Origin of the sequence: Pseudomonas sp. NPDC087336, assembly GCF_044744285.1 — a bacterium.
In the GTDB taxonomy this organism is placed as follows: Bacteria; Pseudomonadota; Gammaproteobacteria; order Pseudomonadales; family Pseudomonadaceae; genus Aquipseudomonas.
This window is the reverse complement of sequence record NZ_JBIUYA010000001.1, coordinates 357,115-382,142: the sequence shown is the minus strand read 5'-3', so window position 1 is coordinate 382,142 and position 25,028 is coordinate 357,115. Positions and strand designations below refer to the sequence as shown.

The following is a 25,028-nucleotide window of genomic DNA, read 5'->3' as shown; positions in this document are numbered from 1 at the left end:
GAACGCAAGACAAACGAGTTACCCGACCAATCGCTTAGTGGGCAGCCGACCAGCGGGTGATATAAAGACACCCCGAACACACTCGACCCCCCCTTAACGCCGTAGCGCGTGGGTTTCGAGCATTTTCGGAAGTCGTTTTTTTCGCCGCTACGCGTAGGAAAAATCTGTAGGCAGCGACGATTTGTCGCAGATCTTATTCTTTGTTGATTGAACGTTCAATCAAAACAAAATAGACTGGCCCTCAATCCGATAGACGTCTTGCGTCTGCCGGAAGGCCTAAGGAGATGTGCAAGATGCCCAAGGTCGGTATGCAACCCATCCGTCGCCAGCAGTTGATCGAAGCCACATTGCTGGCGGTCGATCAGGTCGGAATGGGGGACGCCAGCATTGCGCTGATCGCCCGTTTGGCCGGTGTCTCGAATGGCATCATCAGTCACTACTTTCAGGACAAGAATGGCCTGATCGCCGCCACCATGGGGTACCTGATGACCGTCCTGAGCGAGAACGTCACCGCGCGCCGATTGGCGCTGACAGATGACAGCCCGCGGGCGCATCTGCAGGTGATCATCGAAGGCAACTTCGACGCCAGCCAGGTCAATGGCCCGGCAATGAAAACCTGGTTGGCCTTCTGGGCCACCAGCATGCACCAGCCGTCTTTGCACAGGTTGCAGCGGATCAACGATCACCGCCTGTATTCCAACCTGTGCTGCCAGTTCCGCCGCGTATTGCCGCTTGTCGAAGCGCGCAGTGCGGCCCGGGGCCTGGCAGCGTTGATTGACGGCTTGTGGTTGCGCGGCGCGCTGTCGGGAGATGCTTTCGACACCGAGCAGGCGCAACGAATCGCTTACGAATACATGGATATCCAACTGGCCAAGCGGGTGAGTTAGAGCACAACAGAACGCTCAACCCCTGAACGCGCCAATCACTTAATGCACTTGCGAGGACTTTATGGCCCGTTTCGAACTGCAAAAACTCTACATCGATGGCGGCTACAGTGACGCTGGCAGCGACGCCACGTTCGAAGCCATCAACCCTGCTAACGGCGAAGTCCTCGCAAAAGTACAACGTGCCACCCAGTCAGACGTCGAGCGCGCTGTGGTCAGCGCCGAAAAGGGCCAGAAAATCTGGGCCGCGATGACCGCCATGGAGCGTTCGCGCATCCTGCGTCGTGCCGTGGACATCCTGCGCGAGCGCAACGATGAACTGGCCGCCCTGGAAACCCTGGACACCGGCAAGTCGTACTCCGAAACCCGCTACGTCGACATCGTCACCGGCGCTGACGTGCTTGAGTACTACGCCGGCCTGGTACCCGCCATCGAAGGCGAGCAGATCCCGTTGCGCACCACTTCGTTCGTCTACACCCGTCGCGAGCCGCTGGGCGTCGTGGCCGGTATCGGCGCGTGGAACTACCCGATCCAGATCGCCCTGTGGAAATCCGCACCGGCCCTGGCCGCCGGTAACGCGATGATCTTCAAGCCAAGCGAAGTCACCTCGCTGACCACCCTGAAACTGGCCGAGATCTACACCGAAGCCGGCCTGCCAGCCGGTGTGTTCAACGTCCTGACCGGCAGCGGCCGTGAAGTCGGCACCTGGCTGACCGAGCACCCGCGCATCGAGAAAGTCTCGTTCACCGGTGGCACCGACACCGGCAAGAAAGTCATGGCCAGCGCTTCGAGCTCTTCGCTCAAGGACGTGACCATGGAACTGGGCGGCAAGTCGCCGCTGATCATCTGCGACGACGCCGACCTCGACCGCGCCGCCGACACCGCGATGATGGCCAACTTCTACAGCTCCGGCCAAGTCTGCACCAACGGCACTCGCGTGTTCGTACCGGCGCACCTGAAAGCCGCTTTCGAAGCCAAGATCGTTGAACGTGTCGCGCGCATCCGCGTCGGCAACCCGCAGGACGAAAACACCAACTTCGGCCCGCTGGTCAGCTTCGCCCACATGGAAAGCGTGCTGGGCTACATCGCCAAGGGCAAGGAAGAAGGTGCGCGCCTGCTGTGCGGCGGCGAGCGTCTGACTGAAGGCGAATTCGCCAAGGGCGCCTTCGTCGCGCCAACCGTATTCACCGACTGCACCGACGACATGACCATCGTGCGTGAAGAAATCTTTGGCCCGGTGATGGCGATCCTCACCTACGAGACCGAAGAAGAAGTGATCCGCCGCGCCAACGACACCGACTTCGGCCTGGCCGCCGGTATCGTCACCAAGGACCTGAACCGCGCTCACCGCGTGATTCACCAACTGGAAGCCGGTATCTGCTGGATCAACGCTTGGGGCGAGTCCGACGCGAAAATGCCGGTCGGCGGCTACAAGCAGTCGGGTGTTGGCCGTGAAAACGGCATCAGCTCGCTGAACAACTTCACCCGCATCAAATCGGTACAGGTCGAGCTGGGCGATTACGTCTCGGTGTTCTAAGACCCCGGGCTCTGTATTGCCTGCCAGGCCGTCTTCGCGGGCAAGCCCGCTCCTACAAGGTCGCGTAATACCTGTAGGAGCTGGCTTGCCAGCGAATCGAGTGCGCAGCACTCGCCATGGCCTGACCTGAACCAACTTCAAAGAGGGTGCATTCAATGTCCCAAGAATTCGATTACATCATCATCGGTGCCGGCTCGGCCGGTAACACCCTGGCGACTCGTCTGACTGAAGACGAAGGCGTCACCGTCCTGCTGCTCGAAGCCGGCGGCCCGGATTACCGCATGGACTTCCGCACGCAGATGCCGGCCGCCCTGGCGTTCCCGCTGCAAGGCCGTCGCTACAACTGGGCCTACGAAACCGATCCTGAGCCACACATGGACGGTCGCCGGATGGAATGCGGCCGCGGCAAGGGCCTGGGCGGCTCCTCGCTGATCAACGGCATGTGCTACATCCGTGGCAACGCCATGGACTACGACGGCTGGGCAAAACTGCCAGGTCTCGAGGACTGGTCGTACCTGGACTGCCTGCCGTATTTCCGCAAGGCGGAAACCCGCGACATCGGCCCGAACGACTACCACGGTGGCGACGGCCCGGTCAGCGTGACCACACCGAAAGCCGGCAACAACCCGCTGTTCCACGCCATGGTTGAAGCTGGTGTGCAGGCCGGTTACCCGCGCACTGAAGACCTCAACGGCTACCAGCAGGAAGGCTTCGGCCCGATGGACCGCACCGTGACGCCCAAGGGTCGTCGTGCCTCCACCGCCCGCGGTTACCTCGACGTGGCCAAGAAGCGCTCGACCCTGACCATCGTCACCCACGCCCTGACCGACAAGATCCTGTTCGAAGGCAAGCGTGCGGTCGGCGTGCGCTATCTGGTGGGCGACGCTGAAGAGCGCGTTGAAGCCAAGGCGCGCAAGGAAGTGCTGCTGTGCTCCGGCGCCATCGCTTCGCCGCAGATTCTGCAACGCTCCGGCGTCGGCCCGGCCGCACTGCTGAACAAGCTCGACATTCCGGTGGTCCACGACCTGCCGGGCGTCGGTGAAAACCTGCAGGATCACCTTGAGCTGTACCTGCAATACGCCTGCACCCAACCGGTGTCGCTGTACCCGTCGCTGCTCCTGCACAACCAGCCGGCCATCGGTGCCGAATGGCTGTTCAACGGCACCGGCATCGGCGCCAGCAACCAGTTCGAAGCTGGCGGTTTCATCCGCACCCGTCCGGAATTCGAATGGCCGAACATCCAGTACCACTTCCTGCCGGTGGCGATTAACTACAACGGCAGCAACGGTGTGAAAGAGCACGGTTTCCAGGCGCACATGGGCTCCATGCGTTCGCCAAGCCGCGGGCGTATCCAGGCCAAGTCCAAGGACCCGCGCCAGCACCCGAGCATCCTGTTCAACTACATGGCCACCGAGCAGGACTGGCAGGAATTCCGCGATGGCATCCGCCTGACCCGTGAAATCATGCAGCAACCGGCGCTGGACGCCTTCCGTGGCCGCGAAATCAGCCCGGGCATCGAAGTGCAAACCGATGAGCAACTGGACAAGTTCATCCGCGAACACGCCGAAACCGCGTTCCACCCGTCCTGCTCGTGCAAGATGGGCACCGACGAGATGGCCGTGGTCGATGGCGAAGGCCGCGTGCATGGCATGCAAGGCCTGCGTGTGGTCGATGCCTCGATCATGCCGATCATCACCACCGGTAACCTGAACGCGCCGACGATCATGATGGCCGAGAAAATCGCCGACAAGATCCGCGGGCGCAAGCCGTTGCCGCGCAGCAACGCCAAGTACTACGTAGCAGGCGATGCGCCGGTGAAGGGCAAGCCGATGCGTGAAGTGGGCCAGACGGCTTAACCACTAGCGAACTGGCTTCAAACAAAACCGTCAACCTTTCTGGGTTGGCGGTTTTTTTTGGCTAGCACATACTGCTTTAAACAGACCACATTCATCACAACAAGTAACTAAAAACAATTACAAATACTTCCACAAAACTTGCAACACATGCATTCACACCAACTTAAAAACCTCAATTACTATCCGCGCCCCAATTCAATCGGACACGAGCAGTCTTAATGGAGATCAAGGACATGCCTGATATCGACTACCCTAAGGCTCTAAGGTATTTTCGAGACAATGGGGTGCTTCATTAATGGGACCTCCGGATGCATCCATTCGATCTTCGGCCAGCAACGTTTTTATTGAAGGTGCACGGGACGCGATCACATTTGGCGTCGCGTTCATTTTCCTGTACTTATCCATAGGTGTTTTGAGCGCGACACAATCATTATCACTAAGCCAAGCGCTTGCAACGACCCTGTTGATATTCTCCACCCCGCTGCAGTTTTTGCTAATACAAAGCTATAACGATGGTTGGATATTGCTCCCCATCATCCTGGCGCTCAACGCTCGTTTCGTGCTGCTCTCCGCGACACTGGCACCTTATATAAGGAACACTTCCACCACGAAGACCATGGCATCCCTGATACTCATCACACCTTCGATATTCACAGGCTGCCTTACTCGATTCAAGCGGAAAACCGATCACCCGTTCACTTACATGATAGGCCTTGGTATCCCAATATTTGGTGTATCGATTATCTGTACCTACATCGGGTTCGTCGCAGGTGCAGGGCTCACTTCACCGGTCATATATGCAGCGATGACACTGCTATTACCCCTTCAATTTACAGCGTTGGCCGGCAAGCACTGGCCTCATTACGCGGAAGTATCAAGTTACTGGCTGGGCTTTGTCGGTGCACCACTGCTGATCTATCTATTCAAGGATTACAGCTTGCTCTGCACGCCTTTTATCATTGGTGGATTGGTCGTACTCATTGAAAACAATTACAAAAAACGAGGCAGCGTAGCTTCATGACAATCTGGCTTCTTATTGCATTCTCCGCCGTTACCGCCTTTGCATTTCGTGCCCTGCCCTTTGCCTTCAAAAACAGCACTGCACTTACCCGAACCCAGGGCTCCTTCTATCGGTTCATCAGCTACAGCGCGCAAGCCATGTTGGGGGTCATCATCTACGACACCGCGTTCAACAAGATGGATGTGCTTACGCTGATAAGGCAGTTTCAAATGATGGATGCAGTGAAGCTGTTCTTGCTGGTGGGCACCTTCATCGCGGTCGTCAAAACCAAGAATATCCTGCCTTCTTTCTTTACAAGCCTGTTCATTTATGTGGCAGCGTTCACCTACCTGAGCGCTTGAAAGCAGCGCTTTGACTGACAGAGGGATTGATCGCGAGCAAGCCGCAATGGGGTGTTCGCGAACTTCAATCATCAACAAACCTGTCCCGCGTCCTCTGCATTGCGCAATTTTTTCCCCACGCCATCCGCCCTTGATCCTCCCCACGCACAGGCCTACTCTAGTGCCGCGCAATCGCTTCATCCCCTCGCCGCACCGCTGCACCGCCACTCCATACCAAGGAGGTTCCCGAATGTTCGATTTCCACCCCCAGCTCAAGCAGCGCTTTTCTGCCTTGCGCACGGGCGCCGAATTCTTTTCCCTGCGTTATGTGCGCGAGTCCGGCCAGTACCTGTCGGTGCGCAAGAACGTCGCCGAACCGCCGAGCCTGAGCCGCGACGAAGGGGCGATGCTGACCGTGCGGGTCAACGGCGTCGAAGCCTATGCCGCCACCAACGATCTGTCGCAGCAAGGCCTGCAAGCCGCCCTCGAGCGCGCCGAACAGCAGGCGCGCCGGCTCAAGCCCCACGCGTTGCTGGATCTGCGCGACCACGCCGTATCCAGTGACCGTGCCGATTATTTCTCGCCGAACCTCGACCAGCCCTTCCCGTCCCTGAGCGACTGCTACCAGCTGCTGGGTGCCGAATCCGCTGCCGTGCCCAAGGACGAGCGTCTGGTGAGCTGGCAGGTCAGCCTCGGCATCACCCACGTCGAGCAGATCTACCTCAACAACGCCGGCGCCGAACTGCGCCAGGCCCAGCGCTTCGTCTACCCGGGCCTCGACGTCACCGCCTACGACGGCAGCGACAGCCAGACCCGCAGCCTGGGTCGCGAGAACTTCGGCCAGCAGGGTGGCTTTGATGTGGTCAGTCGCTGCGGCCTGGTCGGTGCCGGCCCGCTGGTCGCCGATCAAGCGCTGCAATTGCTGCTGGCACCCAACACCCCGCAAGGTCCGCGCGACCTGCTGCTGATGCCCGACCAGATGATGCTGCAGATCCACGAATCCATCGGCCACCCGCTGGAACTGGACCGCATCCTCGGCGACGAGCGTAATTACGCCGGGACCAGCTTCGTCAAAGCCGAAGATTTCGGCAGCCTGCAATACGGCTCGAAACTGCTCAATGTGACCTTCGACCCGGACATCCCCGAACAACTCGCCAGCTACGGCCATGACGACGACGGCACGGCCGCCAGCAAACAGTTCCTGATTCGCCAAGGCCTGCTGCTGCGGCCCCTGGGCGGTGCCCTCTCGCAGTTCCGCGCAGGCCTCAACGGGGTCGCCAACAGCCGCGCCTGCGGCTGGAACCGCCCGCCGATCGACCGCATGGCCAACCTCAACATCGAGCCTGGCGACCAGCCGCTTGCGCAACTGATCGGCAACATCGAACACGGCATCCTGATGAGCACCAACCGCTCATGGTCCATCGACGATGCGCGCAACAAGTTCCAGTTCGGTTGCGAATGGGGCCAGTTGATTGAAAACGGCGAACTCAAGGGCGTGGTGAAGAACCCGAATTACCGGGCGATTTCCGCACAGTTCTGGAAGAGCCTCAGCGCAGTCGGCGATGCCAGCACCTTCAAGGTCCTGGGCACACCGAACTGTGGCAAGGGCGAACCGAATCAAGTGATTCGCGTCGGCCATGCCTCGCCGGCCTGCGTATTCAGCAACGTTGATGTTTTTGGGGGAGACAGCTGATGACCACGTCGAAAGCCCAGGCCGAGTCGTTCAAGGCATTGGTCGCCGGATTGAACGAAGCGCTGCGCGAACCGGAACAGTTCACCCTCAGCTACGCCGCCGAGTCGTCGGCCTTCGTGCGTTTCAACCACGCCAAGGTGCGTCAGGCCGGGCAGGTGCAACAGGCGAGCATCGGCTTGAAACTGATCAACGATGGTCGCCACGCCGACCTGCAAATCACCCTGGCGGGCGATCCTGCGGTCGACCATCAGCGCCTGGCCGAAGGCCTGCAACAACTGCGCGAAACCTTGCCGCTGCTGCCCCGGGACCCCTACCTGCTGCTCAACTACACCCGTTGGCAAAGCCGGAACGAGCAGGAGCATCCGCTGCCGGACACCGAGCAAGTGGTCGCCGAAATCACCCAGGCCGCCGAAGGCCTGGACTTAGTCGGGTTCTACGCGGCCGGGCCGATCAGCCGTGGTTTCGCCAGTTCCGCCGGCGCCTTCGGCTGGCACCAGGCCAACAGCTTCAACTTCGATTTCAGTCTGTTCCATGAAAACGGCCAGGCGGTGAAGGCCAGCTATGCCGGGCACGACTGGAACAGCGAAGGCTTTGCCAGACGCTTCCAGCAGGCGCGGGAACAGCTTGAGTACCTGGGACGGCCGCTGCGCACCTTGGCGCCGGGTCAGTACCGCGCCTACCTGGCGCCCGCCGCGCTGGAAGAAATCATGGGCATGCTGTGCTGGGGCGGTTTTTCAGCGCAGTCGATTGCCAGCAAAAGTAGTCCGCTGCAGAAGTTGTACGGGGGTGATCAAGCGTTCAGCCCGCTGGTCTCGCTGGACGAAAAAGTCAGCGGTTCGCTGAGCCCGGCATTCTCCGACGAAGGCTACCCTCGCAGCGACCTGGGGTTGATCGTCGAGGGCAAGGCCGGTGCGCAACTGGTGGGTTCACGCAGCGCCGCCGAGTACGGATTGACCGCCAACGGCGCCAGTGGCGGGGAATCGCCAACGGCGCTGAACATGCAGGCCGGGGATTTGCCCGAGGCACAAATCCTCAAGCAACTCGGTACCGGCTTGTACATCAGTAACCTGTGGTACCTGAACTTCTCGGATCAACCGGCGGCACGCCTGACCGGCATGACACGGTTTGCGACCTTCTGGGTCGAGGATGGCAAGATCCAGGCACCGGTCAGCACCATGCGTTTCGATGACAGCGCCTACAGTCTGCTGGGTTCACAGCTGGAAGCGCTGACCGCGGAGCGCGAACTGCTGTTGTCGGCGAGCACCTACAGCCAGCGGGCGACGGCTTCGGCGTTGCTGCCCGGGGCGCTTGTGAGCCGGTTGACCTTGACCCTCTGAGACACCGCTCGTTCCCACGCTCTGCGTGGGAATGCAGTCCGGGACGCTGCGCGTCCCAAGTGCGGACGCAGAGCGTCCATTGAGGCATTCCCACGCGTAGCGTGGGAACGATCATTTCCGACATCAAGAGGTCCCATGCCCAACCGCCCGCCTCTCGATCCTGTGACCGCCCGCTGGGTGCCCTGGGTCGTCGCCATTGCCTTCTTCATGCAGTCCCTCGACGGAACGATCCTCAACACCGCCCTGCCGGCCATGGCCAGCGACCTGGCGGAAGATCCGCTGCGCATGCAGGGTGTGATCATCGCCTACATGCTCACGGTCGCCTTGCTGATCCCCGCCTCTGGCTGGATCGCCGACCGCTTCGGCACCCGGAAAATCTTCTTCAGCGCGATCCTGCTGTTCAGTTTCGGTTCGTTGCTCTGCGCCCTTTCCAGCAGCTTGAGCATGCTGATCGGCGCCCGGGTGATCCAGGGCCTGGGCGGCGCGTTGATGTTGCCGGTCGGGCGATTGGTGGTGCTGCGCGCCTACCCGCGCTCGGAACTGGTGCGGATCATGGGTTTCATCACCATTCCCGGCCTGCTCGGGCCGTTGATCGGCCCGACCATGGGCGGCTGGATGGTGGAGTACCTGACCTGGCACTGGATCTTCCTGATCAACCTGCCGGTGGGACTGGTGGGCTGCTACGCCGTGTGGAAATTCATCCCCGACCTGCGCGGTTCCGAGCGTACCCGCTTCGATAGCCTGGGTTTCCTGCTGTTCGGCGCGGCGATGATCCTGATCACCATCGCCATGGAAGGCCTGGGCGAACTGCACCTGCCGCACCTGCGGGTGATGCTGCTGTTGTTCGGCGGCATGGCATGCCTGGCGGCCTACTGGCTGCGCGCCGGGCACATCGACAATCCGCTGTTTGCGCCGTCGCTGTTCAAGACCCGGACCTTTGCCGTCGGCATCCTCGGCAACCTCTTCGCCCGGCTCGGCAGCGGCGCCTTGCCGTTCCTGGTGCCACTGTTGCTGCAAGTGGCGCTGGGGTACTCACCATCCCAGGCCGGGATGAGCATGCTGCCGCTGGCGGCGGCGGCGATGATCGCCAAGTGGGTGGCGCGACCGTTGATCGAACGCCTGGGCTACCGCATCGTGCTGACCGGCAACACCCTGGCGCTGGGGATCATGTTGGCGAGCATGGGCCTGGTCAGCGAGCAGACGCCGTACTGGCTGCTGTTGTGCCTGCTGGCCATCTTGGGGGCGATCAACTCCTTGCAGTTCACCGCGATGAACACCGTGACCCTGATCGACCTCGACGATGCCAGTGCCAGCAGCGGCAACAGCCTGCTGTCGGTGGTTGCGCAATTGTCCCTGAGCCTGGGCGTGGCCTGCGCCGGTGCATTGCTCGGCGGTTTCACGGCAGGGATCGGCAACGATGGCGTCGAGACCGTGCTGGGCGCGTTCCAGCTGACTTTTGTGACTGTCGGAATCATGGCGATGCTGGCCGCCACGATCTTTTCCCAACTCTCAAAGGAAGACGGACGGCGCGTCAAACGTCCGGAAGAACACATAGAGCCTTAGGGCGAATGGCCATCGGACTGGTACACTGCGCGACATTTTGTTTTGCAGGCCAGTCCCGTGACCACCATCGCCACCGAATTTAATACTTTGCCGCTGTCCGCCGCCATGCTGGCTAACCTCGACTCCCTCGGTTATGCCCAGATGACGCCGATCCAGGCGCAAAGCTTGCCGGTGATCCTCAAGGGGATGGACCTGATCGCCCAGGCCAAGACCGGCAGCGGCAAGACCGCCGCCTTCGGTATCGGCCTGCTCAACCCGATCAATCCGCGCTACTTCGGTTGCCAGGCGCTGATCCTGTGCCCGACCCGCGAGCTGGCCGACCAGGTCGCCAAGGAAATCCGTCGCCTGGCCCGTGCCGAAGACAACATCAAGGTCCTGACCTTGTGCGGCGGCGTATCCCTCGGCCCGCAGATCGCTTCGCTGGAACACGGCGCGCATATCATCGTCGGCACCCCGGGGCGCATCCAGCAGCACCTGCGCAAGGGTTCGCTGGTCCTGCACGGCCTCAACACCCTGATCCTCGACGAAGCCGACCGCATGCTCGACATGGGTTTCTACGACTCCATCGAAGAAATCATCATGCAGGCCCCGGAGCGTCGCCAGACCCTGCTGTTCTCCGCCACCTACCCGGTCGGCATCAAGCAGCTGGCCTCAAAGTTCATGCGCAACCCGCAGCAGGTGAAGGCCGAGGCGTTTCACGACGACACGCAGATCGAGCAGCGCTTCTACGAAATCTCCCCGGACGATCGCATGAGCGCCGTGACCAAGGTGCTGGGCCACTTCCGCCCGGCGTCCTGCGTGGCGTTCTGCTTCACCAAGCAGCAGGTCCAGGAAACCGTAGATCACCTGACCGCCAAAGGCATCTCCGCCGTCGGCCTGCACGGCGATCTGGAACAGCGTGATCGCGACCAGGTACTGGCGATGTTCGCCAACCGCAGTACTTCGGTGCTGGTGGCCACTGACGTCGCCGCGCGCGGCCTGGACATCGATTCCCTGGACATGGTGATCAACGTCGAACTGGCCCGGGATTCGGAAATCCACATCCACCGTGTTGGCCGTACTGGCCGCGCCGGTGAGAAAGGCCTCGCCATCAGCCTGGTCGCCCCGTCCGAAGCGCATCGCGCCCAGGCCATCGAGCAACTGCAGAAGAGCCCGCTGAACTGGGACCAGGTGGACAACCTCACCTCCCAGGGCGGTGGTCCGCTGCTGCCGCAGATGAGCACCCTGTGCATCGCTGGCGGCCGCAAGGACAAGGTTCGTCCAGGCGACATCCTTGGCGCACTGACCGGTGAAGCCGGCATCCCGGGCGCCCAGGTCGGCAAGATCGCCATCTTCGACTTCCAGGCCTTCGTGGCCGTGGAACGCGGCGTCGCCAAGCAGGCCCTGCAGCGCCTGAACGACGGCAAGATCAAGGGCCGTTCGTTGCGCGTGCGCATCCTCTGACCCTGATCGTTCCCACGCTCTGCGTGGGAATGCATCCCGTGACGCTCTGCGTCACATAACAGCGGACGCAGAGCGTCCATGGCGGCATTCCCACGCAGAGCGTGGGAACGATCGAGTACAGTTGAGGACACCGTTTTGCGCTCTACCGAAGTCGTGATCATTGGCGCTGGCGCCGCAGGGTTGATGTGTGCACTGACCGCCGCCGGGCGCGGGCGCGAGGTGCTGCTGCTCGACCACGCCAACAAGGCCGGCAAGAAAATCCTGATGTCGGGCGGTGGCCGCTGCAATTTCACCAACATGTACACCGAACCTGGCAACTTTCTCTCGCAGAATGCCCACTTCTGCAAATCCGCACTGGCCCGCTACACCCAGTGGGATTTCATCGGCATGGTGGCCAAGCACGGCGTGCCGTACCACGAGAAAAAGCTCGGCCAGCTGTTCTGCGATAACAAATCCAGCGACATCCTCGACATGCTGCTCAACGAGTGCGATCAGGTCGGCGTCAGCCTGCACCTGGACACCTCGATCCAGACCATCGAGAAGCTCGAGAAGGGCTATTTGCTGGACACCACCCTGGGCCAGGTCACCTGCGAGTCTTTGGTCATCGCCACTGGCGGCCTGTCGATTCCGACCCTGGGCGCCACCGGTTTCGGTTATCAAGTGGCCAAACAGTTCGGCCACGACCTGCTCCCGACCCGCGCCGGCCTGGTGCCGTTCACCATCACTGATCAGCTGAAAGAACTGTGCACCGAGCTGTCCGGCACCTCGGTCGATTGCCTGGTCAGCTGCAATGACCAGAGCTTTCGCGAGAACATCCTGTTCACCCACCGCGGCCTCAGCGGCCCGGCGATCCTGCAGATTTCCTCGTTCTGGGAATCCGGCGACACGGTCGAGATCAACCTGATGCCCGACCACGACGTACCGAGCTGGCTGCAACAGCAACAAGCCGAACGCCCGAACAGCGAACTGAAAACCCTGCTCGGTGAAATCTTCACCAAGAAGATGGCCAACTTGCTGGCGGACAACTGGTTCATCTCCAAACCGATGAAGCAGTACACCCACGCCGAACTGGCCGATGTCGCGCAAAAACTGGCGAGCTGGAAAGTCGTGCCAGCGGGCACCGAAGGCTATCGCACTGCCGAGGTGACCCTTGGCGGCGTCAATACCAATGAAGTGTCGTCCAAGACCATGGAATCGCTGAAAAGCCCAGGGCTGTACTTCATCGGCGAAGTGCTCGACGTCACCGGGCACCTGGGCGGCTTCAACTTCCAGTGGGCCTGGGCTTCGGGTTACGCGGCTGCGCAGTACGTCTAACCAATGTAAATACAATCCCTGTGGGAGCTGGCTTGCCAGCTCCCACACGTTTTTTTGCCTGCCTGAAAATTGAAAGGAACAGTTTTTGCTGTCAGATGTGATCGCCGCCATTGCGTCGGCGTCATTACTGGCTCAATTTAGCGTCATTGCCTCGGAAGGCCTTCGCACTTCATGTCATCGACCTCGCTCCGTCAGTCTCTGCGCCGTCTTTGGGCGCTGGATAAATTCAGCTACAGCGTGCGGGTATTCATCGCCCTGACCGGCACCATGGCGTTGTGCTGGTATCAGGATGAAATGGGACTGCTGATCCCGTTGTTCCTGGGGATTATCGCCAGTGCCCTGGCCGAAACCGATGACAGCTGGCAGGGGCGCCTCAACGCGCTGGCGGTGACGCTGGTGTGTTTCGCCGTCGCCGCGCTGTCGGTCGAACTGCTGTTCCCTTACCCCATACTCTTTATCATCGCCTTCGCCCTTGCCGCCTTCTGCCTGACCATGCTCGGCGCCTTGGGCGAACGTTATGGGGCGATTGCCTCGGCGACGCTGATTCTTTCGGTCTACACCATGATCGGCGTCGATCAGCGAGGCGGCGCGGTCACCGATTTCTGGCATGAGCCGGTGCTGCTGGTGGCGGGCGCCGCCTGGTACGGGTTGCTCTCGGTGCTGTGGCAGGCGATGTTTTCCAATCAGCCCGTGCAGCAGAGCCTGGCGAAACTGTTCCGGGAGCTGGGTTATTACCTGAAATTGAAGTCGTCACTCTTCGAGCCCATCCGGCAGATGGATGTGCAAGCGCGACGCCTTGAACTGGCCCAGCAGAACGGCCGCGTGGTTGCGGCACTCAACGCGGCCAAGGAAATCATCCTGCACCGGGTCGGTAACGGTCGCCCCGGCTCGAAAGTCAGCCGCTACCTGAAGCTGTACTTCCTCGCCCAGGACATCCACGAACGCGCCAGTTCCTCGCACTACCCTTACAACGCCCTGGCCGAAGCGTTCTTCCACAGCGACGTGCTATTCCGCTGTCAGCGCCTGCTGCGCCAGCAAGGCAAGGCTTGCCGCGCCCTGGCCGAATCGATCCAGATGCGCCAGCCGTTCACCTACGACGCGAGTTTCGCCGAAGCCCTCGGCGACCTGCACGCCTCCCTCGAACACCTGCGCATCCAAAGCAATCCCGCCTGGCGCGGGCTGCTGCGCTCACTGCGGGCACTGGCGGCCAACCTGGGCACACTCGACCGCCTGCTCAGCGATGCCAGTAACCCCGATACCCTGGCCGACGCCACCGACAGCAGCCTGCTCGACCGCTCGCCGCGCAATTTGAAGGATGTCTGGGTACGCTTGCGCACGCAGCTGACGCCGACCTCGCTGCTGTTCCGCCATGCCCTGCGTTTGCCCCTGGCCTTGAGCATCGGCTACGCGATGGTGCATTTGATCCACCCGTCCCAGGGTTACTGGATCATTCTCACGACGCTGTTCGTCTGCCAACCGAACTACGGTGCGACAAGGCGCAAGCTCGGCCAGCGGATCATCGGCACCGCGATCGGCCTGACCCTGGCCTGGGCACTGTTCGACCTGTTCCCCAACCCGCTGATCCAGTCGAGTTTCGCGATTGCCGCCGGGGTGGTGTTCTTTACCAACCGCACCACCCGCTACACCCTGGCGACGGCGGCGATCACCCTGATGGTGCTGTTCTGCTTCAACCAGGTGGGTGACGGTTACGGGCTGCTCCTGCCGCGGCTGTTCGATACCCTGCTCGGCAGCCTGATCGCCGGCCTGGCAGTGTTCCTGTTCCTCCCGGACTGGCAGGGTCGGCGCCTGAACAAAGTGCTGGCCAACACCCTGACCTGCAACAGCGTCTACCTGCGCCAGATCATGCAGCAATACGCCGCTGGCAAAAGCGATGACCTGGCGTATCGCCTGGCGCGGCGCAACGCCCACAACGCCGACGCGGCGCTGTCGACCACCCTGGCCAACATGCTGATGGAGCCGGGGCATTTCCGTAAGGAAGCGGATGTCGGCTTCCGCTTCCTGGTGCTGTCACACACCCTGCTCAGTTATTTGTCCGGGCTGGGCGCGCACCGGGAAACCCAATTACCCCAGGACGTGCGCGAGCATCTGATCGAGGGCGCGGGAGTGAAACTGGCGGCCAGCATCGACGAAATCGCCCAAGGCCTGGCGAGCAAATCCGCCATCGCCATTCAGAGCGATGAGGAGGAAGCGCTGGCCAACGCGCTCGAGCAGATGCCCGATGAAATCGATGAAGGCCAGCGCCTGGTGCAGACGCAACTGGCGCTGATCTGCCGGCAGCTGGGGCCGTTGCGCACGCTGGCGGCGCATCTGATCAAGGACACCAGTGAGGATTGAGCCATCAACCTCGGCTTACATGCCGTGGCGCTTCATCAGCCGTGCATACGTGCCGTCGGCCTTCATTGCCACGATGGCGCGGTCAAAACCGGCGACAATCTGCTCATGCTGCGGATTTTTCAGGCTGACCAGGATGTGCAGGCCATTCTCGCTCAACGGCTTGGGCAGGAACTCCACGGCATTGCGGACCTTGGGCGACTCGCGGGCCAAGTAGTAACGAGCGACGTATTCGTCTTCCAGGGTCAGCTTGACCCTGTCGGCAGCGACCATGCGCACGGCCATGGCGAAGTTGTGTACCGGAATCCTCTGCAATGACACATCTTGATCGAAGCTGGGTGAGTAGGCGTAGCCACGTACCACCGAAATCGGATAGGTGTAGAGCTGCTGCAAATTGGCGAATTCGATGGGCACATCTTTACGCTTGAGAAAGCGCACGCGATTGACCAGGTACTCGCCCGAAAACTGACCGAGCCTTGTGCGCTCCTCCTCGAACCAGGCATTGACCAGAACGTCATAGCGGCCCTCGCCCACTCCCAGCAAGGCCCGCGCCCAGGGCACCTGCTCGAAATCACTGGCATAGCCAGCCCGCGCCAGGGCAGTACTGACAATATCCGTGGCCAACCCGCCGTTATACAGCGTGGCGTCGGTAAAGGGCGGCCAGGCATCCGCCACCAGCCGCAACTTTTCTGCTGCCACCGTTTCAGTCAGCAACAGCAATCCAATCAAGGCAAAGGCTCGATGCAATCGCGGCATGCCAGAAAATCCTTAGCGGGCGGGTTGCCCGACGTGTTTTCAGCCAAAACGCCAAGACCCCGTACCGGCACCCCCAGGCCCTCAATGTCAGCGCGTTGCAGCACTGCACATCGCTTGATTTCAGATTACACAAAGACGACAGCGTCGCGTTAAATGAATGATGGCATTTTGGTCATTGTCACAGATTCCTACGCCATCAAGACATCTGTCGTCGGGACGCTTAATATCACCAGGACGTTTTCAGGGAATCAGCACATGACAATCAACTGGGTCTGCAAACACCACAGCGATCTGGGCAAAGAGCAGCTGTACGCCATTTTGCAACTGCGCGCCGAGGTGTTCGTCGTCGAGCAGAAATGCATCTATCAGGACATCGATGGCCAGGACCTGGAGGGCGACACCTGCCATTTGATGGCCTGGGACGAAGATCGGCTGGTGGCCTACCTGCGCTTGCTCGATCCCGAGCTACAGGGCGGAGATGTGGTGATCGGCCGCGTGATCATTGCGCCACAGGCGCGAGGCACCGGGCTGGGCCATGAAATGATGGCCCACGCGCTGAAGCAGATTGAAAAGCGCTGGCCTGATATGCCCGTGTATCTTTCGGCCCAGGCACATTTGCAGGGGTATTACGGGCGGTACGGGTTTGAAGTGGCGGGCGAGGTGTATGTCGAGGACGGAATTCCACATATCGGTATGCGTCGTTCTTAAGGGCCCCTTCGCGAGCAAGTCGAATCGTCGCACCGCAGAAATTCAGGGATACTCCAGCACCGCCTTGATCTGCCGAAGATTGCGCTCGATCCAGCCGCGATCAATCGCCCCCCACCCGCGAATCCGATAGCGCCCGGCATGGTTGCGCCCACCCTCTTCCTGCTCGAACTCGCAAACGATATCCAGATCCGCCAGGGCGGCGATGGTGTCCTGGGCTGTGCGCCGGGGCATACCGGTGACTTCGGTCAATGCCGGAACGCTGCTGGCCAGGCCGCTGTCGATCAGGTACGCCACGTACAGGCGGCGGTAGAAGCTGCTCTTGGTCTTGCTTACTTCTGTCACGTTTGCTCCTTTTTTAGATCAAAAGATCGCAGCCTTCGGCAGCTCCTACAAATCCCGCCAGGTCAGGTACACCCGCACATCGAACTCCACCTGGTGATACCCGGGCAACATGTGCTCGCACAGTTTGTAGAATGCCTTGTTGTGGTCGGATTCCTTGAAGTGCGCCAACTCATGCACCACGATCATTTTCAGAAACTCCGGCGGCGCTTCCTTGAACAATGAGGCAATGCGGATTTCTTTCTTGGCCTTGAGCTTGCCGCCTTGCACCCGGGAGATCGTGGTATGCAGGCCAAGCGCACGATGGGTCAGGTCCAGACGGTTGTCGAAGAGTACCTTGTCGATGGACGGGGCGTTACGCAGGAATTCCTGCTTGAGGTCCAGGGCATAGGTGTACAGCGCCTTGTCGCTCTGCACGGCATGCTTTTGCGGGTAGCGCTGGTTCAGGTAATCGCCCAGCCGGCCGTCGGCGATCAACTGACGCACCTGGTCCTGCAAGGTAGCCGGATAGGCCTGGAGGTATTTCAACGCGGTCATCTGGGCGGCAACGCAAATCAGCAAAAGGCGGCCAGTGTAGCGAATTCAGCGGCTCAGCGCGCCCCAGTCGAAGGGCTGCACAAAGCACTCGGTATCTTCGGCCATCATCGGCCGGGCGACCAGAAAACCTTGCACATATTCACAGCCATTGGCTTGGAGCCACTGGTATTGCGCCAGGGTTTCGACTCCTTCGGCAATCACCAGCATCCCGTACTCCTTGCACAGGTCGATCACATTGCGCACCAGGGCCGCATCCCTCGAGGACTCTGGAAGACGGCTGATCAGATGGCGATCGAGCTTGAGCGTATCCATTTCCAGATCGCGCAAGTGGGACAAAGAACACGGACCAGAACCGAAATCATCCAGCGCCACCCGCACTCCCAGATTGCGCAGCAAACGCAGCTGTTTGCGGGTTTCCTCAGGGTTATGCATCAAGGCCGCTTCCGTCACTTCGACTTCCAGATGACGCGGCTTCAAACCATGCCGTTCCACGACCTGGCGCAACTCGGTGACCAGGTGGGGCATGGAAAACTGGGTGTTGCTCAAACTGACGCTCACCACCAGATCCTCGCCAAACAGGGTCTCCCAGGCTTTGCGCTGCCCGGCACTGCGCTGGTAAATCCAGCTGCCCAGGCGACTGATCAATCGCGCCTCTTCCAGCAACGGCAAAAACAATCCTGGCGGAACGTCGCCGACGCTCGGGTGCTGCCAGCGCAGCAACGCCTCGAAACCGCGAGTGCGCCCATCGGCAACAGCCACCTGCGGCTGATACACCAGATTAAAATCACGATTCTCGATGGCCGTGCGCACGCTTTCTTCGAGCATCAGCCGCGAACGCGCACGACCATTCATTTCGTGATCGTAAAACCGATACTGTTGACGACCGGCGCGCTTGGCCTCGTACATGGCGATGTCGGACGCGCGCATCAAGCCGTCGAGATTGGCGCCACAATCGGGAAAGGTGGCAATGCCAATGCTGGCACCAAGGACGATATCCAGGCCGTCGATTTGCTGGCAGATCGACACCCGCTCGATGAGCTTCTCCGCAACCTTGGCCGCTTGCTCGGGAAACTCCAGGTCCAGCAGCGCCGTGAATTCATCGCCACCCATGCGGGCGAGGATATCGAACGGGCGCAGGCAGGCCTTCAACTGTTCGGACACCCAACGCAATACCCGATCACCGGCATCGTGACCGAGAGAATCATTGACCCGCTTGAAGCCGTCGAGGTCCAGGTACAGCAGGACCCACGCGCTGTCCGAGCGTTCGCCGCGCAACAGCAGGTTTTCCACGGTCTGGTAAAAGCCGCGGCGATTGAGCAGCCCGGTCAGCGGATCGGTGACCGCCTGGAATTCGAGTTGCTGATGCAGGTGGCGCACCACCGACATGTCCAGCACCGTCACCACCATCGCGTGCTGATCCGACGGCAGTGGCGCGCAAGACAGTGCGACCGGCACCTGTTGCCCGGGGGCGGTACGCAGCAATGCGTCGTGCAGGCGCAAGGTCTCGCCGCGCTTGTAACCGGCCAGCAGGTCAGAATCGGCCCAGACCGGTATGTGCGGTTTTTGCAGGAAATCCAGGAACTCCTTGCCCTGCAGCTCCTGCACCGTAGCGCTGAGCAGCCGCGACATCGCCGGGTTGGCAAAACGAATCAGGCCGTCCTCTCCAACCACCAGGATGCCTTCGGCGGCATTATCCAGCACCGAGGCGTTGAACGCGCGAGCGGCCTCCAGGTCATGACTCAGGCGCTGCAAGGCCCGGCGATTACGCTGATGTTCGAGCAGCGCCTGGACCTTGGGCTTGAGAATCTGCGGGTCGAAGGGTTTGAACAGGTAATCCACTGCGCCACTGGCGTAACCCTTGATCACGGCGTCCTGGGACTGTTCATTGGCGGTCAGGAAAATGATCGGTGTCAGACGCGTCCGTTGACTGCCGCGCATCAGGCGCGCCACTTCGAAACCGTCCATGCCCGGCATCTGCACATCCAGCAACACCAGGTCGACATCGTGTTCAAGCAATAGCCCGAGCGCCTCGAAACCGGAGGCAGCGGTGATGACCAGCCAATCCTGGCGCTGCAGCAATGCACGCATGCTGACCAGGTTTTCGGGGTAATCATCGACGATCAACAGGGTTGAATGGCCTTCAGCTGGCATTGGGTGCGCGCATTCCATGCTGCTTCTCTAGGGCTGGATGTCAGGCCGGTTTCTCGGGAAAACCCGGACAGATTCTGTGCCTTCACTCTAGACCCGGATCCGTGAAAGCAGAAGGTGTCAGTGCGCCATCATTCGACTGAAGCGTCATTTGCCGACTAACGGTCGGCAACGCAGCCCGCTAAAACCGGGCAGGATGGCACTTCGACAGGATGTTGGCGCCAATTAACTGCCCGACGGGCGTTAACAAAATAGTTCACTACGCTTATAAAGACCGCCCCCAAAGGCACGTGCTAGAGCGATTGGCACGTGCGTGCAGCATTCATTCGCGGAAGCTTTGACTATGATTGACCTCGCAACCTGGAACCTCAGCGTTCCCGTCGGCAGCCCGCCATACACGGTTGAAACCGCAAAGCTGGTGGACGGTTTCAAGGATCAATACTTCCACTCTGATACGGGCACATTGTTTTTCTGGACACCGGTGACCGGCTCGCGTACTGAAAACGCGATCTATCCCCGCACCGAGCTGCGTGAAACCTACAGCAATGGCACGCTGAAAAACTGGTTCTACCCGGACGCCGACAACTTGCTTCACGCCACCCTGGCAGTGAACCAGGTCCCTAGCTCGGGCAAGATCGTGATCGGGCAGATCCACGCCTATAAAAGCCAGAAGCCGATGGTCAAACTCGAATACCAATACAAAACATCAACCGAGACCGGTAACCTCGTCATCAAAGTGCGCATGCACCCCGACGACGCCGAAAGCAGGGTCATCACCCTTGCCACCGGAATCAACCTCAATCGTGAGTTCAACTACCTCATTCACCTGAGCCCCGGCGGCGCACTGGGCGTCAGCGCGGCGGGTTACCAGTGGGACACCAATATCAGCGCTACCTGGCGCGACAAACCGCTGTACTTCAAAGCCGGCGTGTATGTGCAGGACAATACCGGGTACACCACTGAGGGCGGTAAAGTGACGTTCAGCAAGCTGGATATTGATCACGATAATTAAGCAGACCATGATCCTGCACCCACAAAAAAACCCGCCTCACGGCGGGTTTTTCATGCAACTAAAACACTTGAGGCTTAGTTGACCTTGGCGTTCAACTCACCTTTCAGATAACGCTGATACATCCCTTCCAGGGAGATCGGCTTGATCTTCGAAGCGTTGCCCGCGGTACCGAAGGCTTCGTAACGGGCGATGCACACGTCGCGCATGGCGGTCACGGTGGCGCCGAAGAACTTACGTGGGTCGAATTCGCTCGGGTTGGTGGCCATCAGGCGACGCATCGCACCGGTGGACGCCAGGCGCAGGTCGGTGTCGATGTTGACCTTGCGCACGCCGTGCTTGATGCCTTCGACGATTTCTTCAACCGGTACGCCGTAGGTTTCTTTGATGTCGCCGCCGTACTGGTTGATGATCGCCAGCCACTCTTGCGGAACCGAAGACGAACCGTGCATCACCAGGTGAGTGTTCGGAATGCGCTTGTGGATCTCTTTGATGCGGTCGATCGCCAACACGTCGCCGGTAGGCGGCTTGGTGAACTTGTAGGCGCCGTGGCTGGTGCCGATGGCGATGGCCAGGGCATCGACCTGGGTGCGCTTGACGAAGTCAGCGGCTTCTTCCGGGTCAGTCAGCATCTGGCTGTGATCCAATACGCCTTCAGCGCCGATACCGTCTTCTTCACCGGCCATGCCGGTTTCCAGCGAACCCAGGCAGCCCAGCTCGCCTTCTACCGATACGCCGCAGGCGTGAGCCATGGCCACGGTTTGTTGGGTAACACGGACGTTGTAGTCGTAGTCGGTCGGGGTCTTGCCGTCTTCGCCCAGGGAACCGTCCATCATCACCGAGCTGAAGCCCAGCTGGATGGAGCGCTGGCAGACGTCAGGGCTGGTGCCGTGGTCCTGGTGCATGCACACCGGGATGTGCGGGAATTCTTCGATGGCTGCCAGGATCAGGTGACGCAGGAACGGTGCGCCGGCGTATTTGCGAGCACCGGCCGAAGCCTGGACGATCACCGGGGAGTCAGTCTTGTCAGCGGCTTCCATGATGGCGCGCATCTGCTCAAGGTTGTTGACGTTGAAGGCTGGAACGCCGTAGCCGAACTCGGCTGCGTGGTCCAACATCTGGCGCATGCTGATAAGTGCCATTGTGTGTGTCTCTCCCGGTTTGGGTCGTTAATCGTGCCAGCCTGCCGTAGCGGCGGCGGCTATTCAAGTTATTGCAGATCGGGGGTTTGTCCCGGGCTGCGAATTCGGTGTTGTGTCAGTTATTGCGCTTTACAACCACGGCCAATCAAATCATTGGTGGCGACCCAGTAGACCAGGCCTTCCTCACCTTTCATGTGAAACGCCAGCATGTTGTCGCTGTACAGCGATCCCGACGCGCCCGGCTCCTGCTTCAGGTGATGGACCTGATCGGCGCCGCCCAGGCGTACATCGACCTCGTTGCGACTGTCGTCGGTGTAGCGCCACACCACCTTTGCCTGACTGTCGCAAGTCCAGGTGGTCCAGTCATCCACCGGGGCCGACGACTGGAACGGGTTCCAGTTGGCGCACCCTCCCAGCAATGCCAGCGCCGTAATGGCGATAAAGCCTTTCATCCGTGTCCCTCGACTGACGGCAAACACCGCCAACCCTGAGTAAAGAGTCAGACCCGTCAAGGACAGCCATGTTCCTTGGCGGGGGTCTGTGTCTCGTATTTGTCCAGGCCATCAGGCCCGGAACGCTTGTTGAGCACCGGGTTGGTTTCCGCCTGCCAGTCGGCCTGGTAGCAACCGTTGCGGTGCGCGGTCGACGCAGGGTCCGGCGTGGCCTTGGGATTGCTCCCGCAAGCCGCCAGCGATCCCGCGACGATCAACAGCGCTAAGGTCTTGACCATTTGAACACTCCCTTTCCTGGTCAAACGGGCGACCCTCAGGCCTTGGCCCGGCTTTCCAGGACTTCAACAGCTGGCAACACCTTGCCTTCGACGAACTCCAGGAACGCGCCGCCACCGGTAGAAATGTAGGAGATTTGCTCGGCAACGCCATATTTATCGATGGCCGCCAGGGTGTCACCACCGCCAGCAATGGAGAATGCCGCGCTGTCGGCGATGGCCTGGGCCAGCACTTTGGTGCCGTTACCGAACTGGTCGAACTCAAACACGCCAACCGGACCGTTCCACAGGATAGTCTTGGACGATTTCAGCAGCTCAGCGAAGTTCGCCGCCGTCTGCGGGCCAATATCGAGAATCATGTCGTCGGCGGCAACATCGGCGATCAACTTGACCGTGGCCGTCGCGCTTTCAGCGAACTCCTTGGCAACCACCACGTCCACCGGCAGGGGCACGCTGACTTTGGCGGCGATGGCGCGAGCGGTGTCCAGCAGGTCCGGCTCGTACAGCGATTTGCCAACCGGGTGACCGGCAGCCGCCAGGAAGGTGTTGGCGATACCGCCACCGACGATCAGCTGGTCGCAGATCTGGCTCAGGCTGTTAAGAACGTCAAGCTTGGTCGATACCTTGGAACCGGCAACGATGGCGGCCATCGGCTGGGCCGGTGCGCCCAGGGCCTTGCCCAGCGCGTCCAGTTCGGCGGCGAGCAGCGGGCCCGCGGCGGCAACCTTGGCGAACTTGGCCACGCCGTGGGTCGAACCCTCGGCACGGTGCGCGGTGCCGAAGGCATCCATCACGAACACGTCGCACAGGGCGGCGTATTGCTTGGCCAGTTCATCGGCGTTCTTCTTCTCGCCTTTGTTGAAGCGTACGTTTTCAAACAGCACGATGTCGCCGGCTTTCACCTCGACGCCGCCCAGGTAGTCAGCCACCAGCGGCACTTCGCGACCCAGAGCCTTGCTCAGGTAGTCGGCAACGGGCTTGAGGCTGTTCTCGGCCGAGAATTCGCCTTCGGTCGGACGGCCAAGGTGCGAGCAGACCATCACGGCCGCGCCTTTTTCCAGGGCCAGCTTGATGGTCGGCAGCGAAGCCAGGATTCGCGCATCGCTGGTGACAGCACCGTCCTTGACTGGGACGTTGAGGTCTTCGCGAATCAGTACGCGCTTACCTTGCAGATCGAGGTCGGACATCTTCAACACGGTCATGGGTCGCATTTCCTGAGTAGCTGTTCTTAGAGAGCAGGTTTTGTTGAGGCTGTGTGCAGATAGTGTTCCGCAACATCCAGCATTCGGTTGGCAAAACCCCATTCGTTGTCGAACCAGGCCAGGATGTTCACCAGCCTTGGGCCGGAAACGCGAGTCTGACTGGCATCGACGATCGCCGAATGTGGGTCGTGGTTGAAATCACAACTTGCGTGGGGCAACTCGGTATAGGCCAGAAGGCCTTTGAGCGGGCCGCGGGTGGCAGCCTCGCGCAGGATCCGGTTGACCTCGGTGGCGTCGGTGTCGCTCACAGTCTGCATCGTGATATCGAGGCAAGACACGTTAACCGTCGGCACACGTACGGCTTTGGCCTGAATTCGCCCGGCAAGTTCCGGCAGCAAGCGTTCAATGCCGCGCGCCAGACCAGTGGACACCGGAATCACCGACTGAAACGCCGAACGGGTGCGGCGCAGGTCTTCATGATGATAGGCGTCGATCACCGGCTGGTCGTTCATCGCCGAATGGATGGTGGTAATCGACACGTACTCGAGTCCGATGGCCTGGTCCAGCAGGCGCAACAACGGCACGCCGCAGTTGGTCGTGCAGGAGGCGTTGGACACCAGCAACTCATCGCCCGTCAGGCAATCCTGGTTCACGCCGTACACGATGGTGGCATCGACATCCGCCTCGCTGGCCATCGGCTGGGAAAACAGCACGCGCGGTGCGCCGGCGTCGAGAAACCGCTGGCCGTCTTCGCGAGTGTGGTAAGCGCCGGAGCATTCCAGCACCAGATCGACGCCCAACGACGCCCAATCGATGCCTTCGGGAGTGGCACTGCGCAGGACCTTCACGCAGTCGCCATTAATATGCAGACAATCGCCATCGACCTTCACCTCACCGGGAAAGCGCCCGTGGGTAGAGTCGAAGCGTGTCAGGTATTCGATGCTGGCCATGTCGGCCAGATCGTTGATCGCGACAATCTCGAACCCGGCCTTTTCGCCTCGCTCGAACAACGCACGCAAGACGCAACGACCAATCCGGCCGTAGCCGTTGAGTGCAACTTTGTAGGGACGCGGTTGAGGCATGGGGTTCTCGATTTTGCGCAAGTACAACACAACCCCTGTAGGCGCTGGCTTGCCAGCG

23 protein-coding genes are annotated in these 25,028 nt (G+C 60.6%); 14 read left to right on the top strand and 9 right to left on the bottom strand.

The annotated features are described in order from the left end of the window. Window positions 1–293 precede the first annotated feature (293 nt). From betI to yccS, 12 genes are all read left to right on the top strand, one after another. Window positions 294–887, top strand: a complete 594-nt coding sequence (gene betI, locus ACIO0C_RS01790) for a transcriptional regulator BetI (protein ID WP_008057083.1) — start codon at window positions 294–296, stop codon at window positions 885–887. 61 nt (window positions 888–948) lie between these two features. Then, a complete protein-coding gene (gene betB / locus ACIO0C_RS01785) occupies window positions 949–2,421 on the top strand; it encodes a betaine-aldehyde dehydrogenase (RefSeq protein WP_401307054.1) in 1,473 nt (490 codons plus the stop codon). Between the two features lie 155 nt (window positions 2,422–2,576). Next, window positions 2,577–4,277, top strand: a complete 1,701-nt coding sequence (betA, locus tag ACIO0C_RS01780) for a choline dehydrogenase (RefSeq protein WP_401307052.1) — start codon at window positions 2,577–2,579, stop codon at window positions 4,275–4,277. A gap of 123 nt (window positions 4,278–4,400) precedes the next feature. Beyond that, on the top strand, window positions 4,401–4,496 hold the full coding sequence (locus ACIO0C_RS01775; protein ID WP_401307341.1) for a hypothetical protein: 96 nt from the start codon (window positions 4,401–4,403) through the stop codon (window positions 4,494–4,496). Between the two features lie 76 nt (window positions 4,497–4,572). Further along, window positions 4,573–5,298: an AzlC family ABC transporter permease gene (locus tag ACIO0C_RS01770; RefSeq protein ID WP_401307049.1), complete on the top strand. Its 726-nt coding sequence runs from the start codon at window positions 4,573–4,575 to the stop codon at window positions 5,296–5,298. Then, entirely contained in the window at window positions 5,295–5,639 is a 345-nt protein-coding gene (locus ACIO0C_RS01765; protein WP_401307047.1) for an AzlD domain-containing protein, read from the top strand. The genes ACIO0C_RS01770 and ACIO0C_RS01765 overlap by 4 nt, the downstream gene beginning before the upstream one ends. Before the next feature lie 229 nt (window positions 5,640–5,868). Continuing rightward, on the top strand, window positions 5,869–7,311 hold the full coding sequence (locus ACIO0C_RS01760; protein WP_401307044.1) for a TldD/PmbA family protein: 1,443 nt from the start codon (window positions 5,869–5,871) through the stop codon (window positions 7,309–7,311). Continuing rightward, a complete protein-coding gene (locus ACIO0C_RS01755; protein WP_401307041.1) occupies window positions 7,311–8,648 on the top strand; it encodes a TldD/PmbA family protein in 1,338 nt (445 codons plus the stop codon). Before ACIO0C_RS01760 ends, ACIO0C_RS01755 begins: the two co-directional genes overlap by 1 nt. A gap of 135 nt (window positions 8,649–8,783) precedes the next feature. Beyond that, a complete protein-coding gene (gene mdtD / locus ACIO0C_RS01750; protein WP_401307038.1) occupies window positions 8,784–10,211 on the top strand; it encodes a multidrug transporter subunit MdtD in 1,428 nt (475 codons plus the stop codon). A 105-nt stretch (window positions 10,212–10,316) separates the two neighbouring features. Next, window positions 10,317–11,654, top strand: a complete 1,338-nt coding sequence (gene dbpA / locus ACIO0C_RS01745) for an ATP-dependent RNA helicase DbpA (protein WP_235431860.1) — start codon at window positions 10,317–10,319, stop codon at window positions 11,652–11,654. Window positions 11,655–11,789: 135 nt separating this feature from the next. Continuing rightward, window positions 11,790–12,968, top strand: coding sequence for an NAD(P)/FAD-dependent oxidoreductase (locus tag ACIO0C_RS01740; RefSeq protein WP_401307035.1), 1,179 nt, complete (start codon window positions 11,790–11,792; stop codon window positions 12,966–12,968). A 171-nt stretch (window positions 12,969–13,139) separates the two neighbouring features. Beyond that, window positions 13,140–15,323 carry a YccS family putative transporter gene (gene yccS / locus ACIO0C_RS01735; protein WP_401307033.1) on the top strand — a complete coding sequence of 728 codons (2,184 nt, stop codon included), beginning with the start codon at window positions 13,140–13,142 and terminating at the stop codon, window positions 15,321–15,323. Window positions 15,324–15,338: 15 nt separating this feature from the next. Here the strand turns inward: yccS and ACIO0C_RS01730 are convergent, their stop codons facing one another. Further along, window positions 15,339–16,076 carry a substrate-binding periplasmic protein gene (locus ACIO0C_RS01730; RefSeq protein WP_401307030.1) on the bottom strand — a complete coding sequence of 246 codons (738 nt, stop codon included), beginning with the start codon at window positions 16,074–16,076 and terminating at the stop codon, window positions 15,339–15,341. A 255-nt stretch (window positions 16,077–16,331) separates the two neighbouring features. Between ACIO0C_RS01730 and ACIO0C_RS01725 the strand changes: the two genes are divergently transcribed. Next, window positions 16,332–16,784, top strand: a complete 453-nt coding sequence (locus ACIO0C_RS01725; RefSeq protein ID WP_401307338.1) for a GNAT family N-acetyltransferase — start codon at window positions 16,332–16,334, stop codon at window positions 16,782–16,784. A gap of 42 nt (window positions 16,785–16,826) precedes the next feature. Here ACIO0C_RS01725 and ACIO0C_RS01720 read toward each other — a convergent pair whose 3' ends face one another. From ACIO0C_RS01720 to ACIO0C_RS01710, 3 genes are read right to left on the bottom strand one after another with little or no spacing between them, the layout of a single operon-like run. Next, window positions 16,827–17,126 carry a helix-turn-helix domain-containing protein gene (locus tag ACIO0C_RS01720; protein WP_401307027.1) on the bottom strand — a complete coding sequence of 100 codons (300 nt, stop codon included), beginning with the start codon at window positions 17,124–17,126 and terminating at the stop codon, window positions 16,827–16,829. Window positions 17,127–17,171: 45 nt separating this feature from the next. Continuing rightward, window positions 17,172–17,660 carry a M48 family metallopeptidase gene (locus ACIO0C_RS01715; RefSeq protein WP_401307024.1) on the bottom strand — a complete coding sequence of 163 codons (489 nt, stop codon included), beginning with the start codon at window positions 17,658–17,660 and terminating at the stop codon, window positions 17,172–17,174. A gap of 45 nt (window positions 17,661–17,705) precedes the next feature. Next, window positions 17,706–19,829, bottom strand: a complete 2,124-nt coding sequence (locus tag ACIO0C_RS01710; RefSeq protein WP_401307022.1) for a putative bifunctional diguanylate cyclase/phosphodiesterase — start codon at window positions 19,827–19,829, stop codon at window positions 17,706–17,708. Window positions 19,830–20,151: 322 nt separating this feature from the next. Here ACIO0C_RS01710 and ACIO0C_RS01705 point away from each other — a divergent pair, with 322 nt between their 5' ends. Continuing rightward, window positions 20,152–20,820, top strand: a complete 669-nt coding sequence (locus ACIO0C_RS01705; RefSeq protein ID WP_401307020.1) for a polysaccharide lyase family 7 protein — start codon at window positions 20,152–20,154, stop codon at window positions 20,818–20,820. Window positions 20,821–20,894: 74 nt separating this feature from the next. Here the strand turns inward: ACIO0C_RS01705 and fba are convergent, their stop codons facing one another. The 5 genes from fba to epd form a co-directional block, all read right to left on the bottom strand. Further along, the gene (fba, locus tag ACIO0C_RS01700; protein ID WP_007975467.1) at window positions 20,895–21,959 is read right to left on the bottom strand and encodes a class II fructose-bisphosphate aldolase; all 1,065 of its coding nucleotides are present in this window, start codon (window positions 21,957–21,959) and stop codon (window positions 20,895–20,897) included. 119 nt (window positions 21,960–22,078) lie between these two features. Further along, entirely contained in the window at window positions 22,079–22,411 is a 333-nt protein-coding gene (locus ACIO0C_RS01695; RefSeq protein ID WP_401307015.1) for an MliC family protein, read from the bottom strand. A 56-nt stretch (window positions 22,412–22,467) separates the two neighbouring features. Next, window positions 22,468–22,689 carry a hypothetical protein gene (locus ACIO0C_RS01690; RefSeq protein WP_401307012.1) on the bottom strand — a complete coding sequence of 74 codons (222 nt, stop codon included), beginning with the start codon at window positions 22,687–22,689 and terminating at the stop codon, window positions 22,468–22,470. Between the two features lie 35 nt (window positions 22,690–22,724). Further along, window positions 22,725–23,888, bottom strand: a complete 1,164-nt coding sequence (locus tag ACIO0C_RS01685) for a phosphoglycerate kinase (RefSeq protein WP_008057063.1) — start codon at window positions 23,886–23,888, stop codon at window positions 22,725–22,727. Between the two features lie 26 nt (window positions 23,889–23,914). Further along, the gene (epd, locus tag ACIO0C_RS01680; RefSeq protein WP_008057062.1) at window positions 23,915–24,970 is read right to left on the bottom strand and encodes an erythrose-4-phosphate dehydrogenase; all 1,056 of its coding nucleotides are present in this window, start codon (window positions 24,968–24,970) and stop codon (window positions 23,915–23,917) included. Window positions 24,971–25,028: the final 58 nt, after the last annotated feature.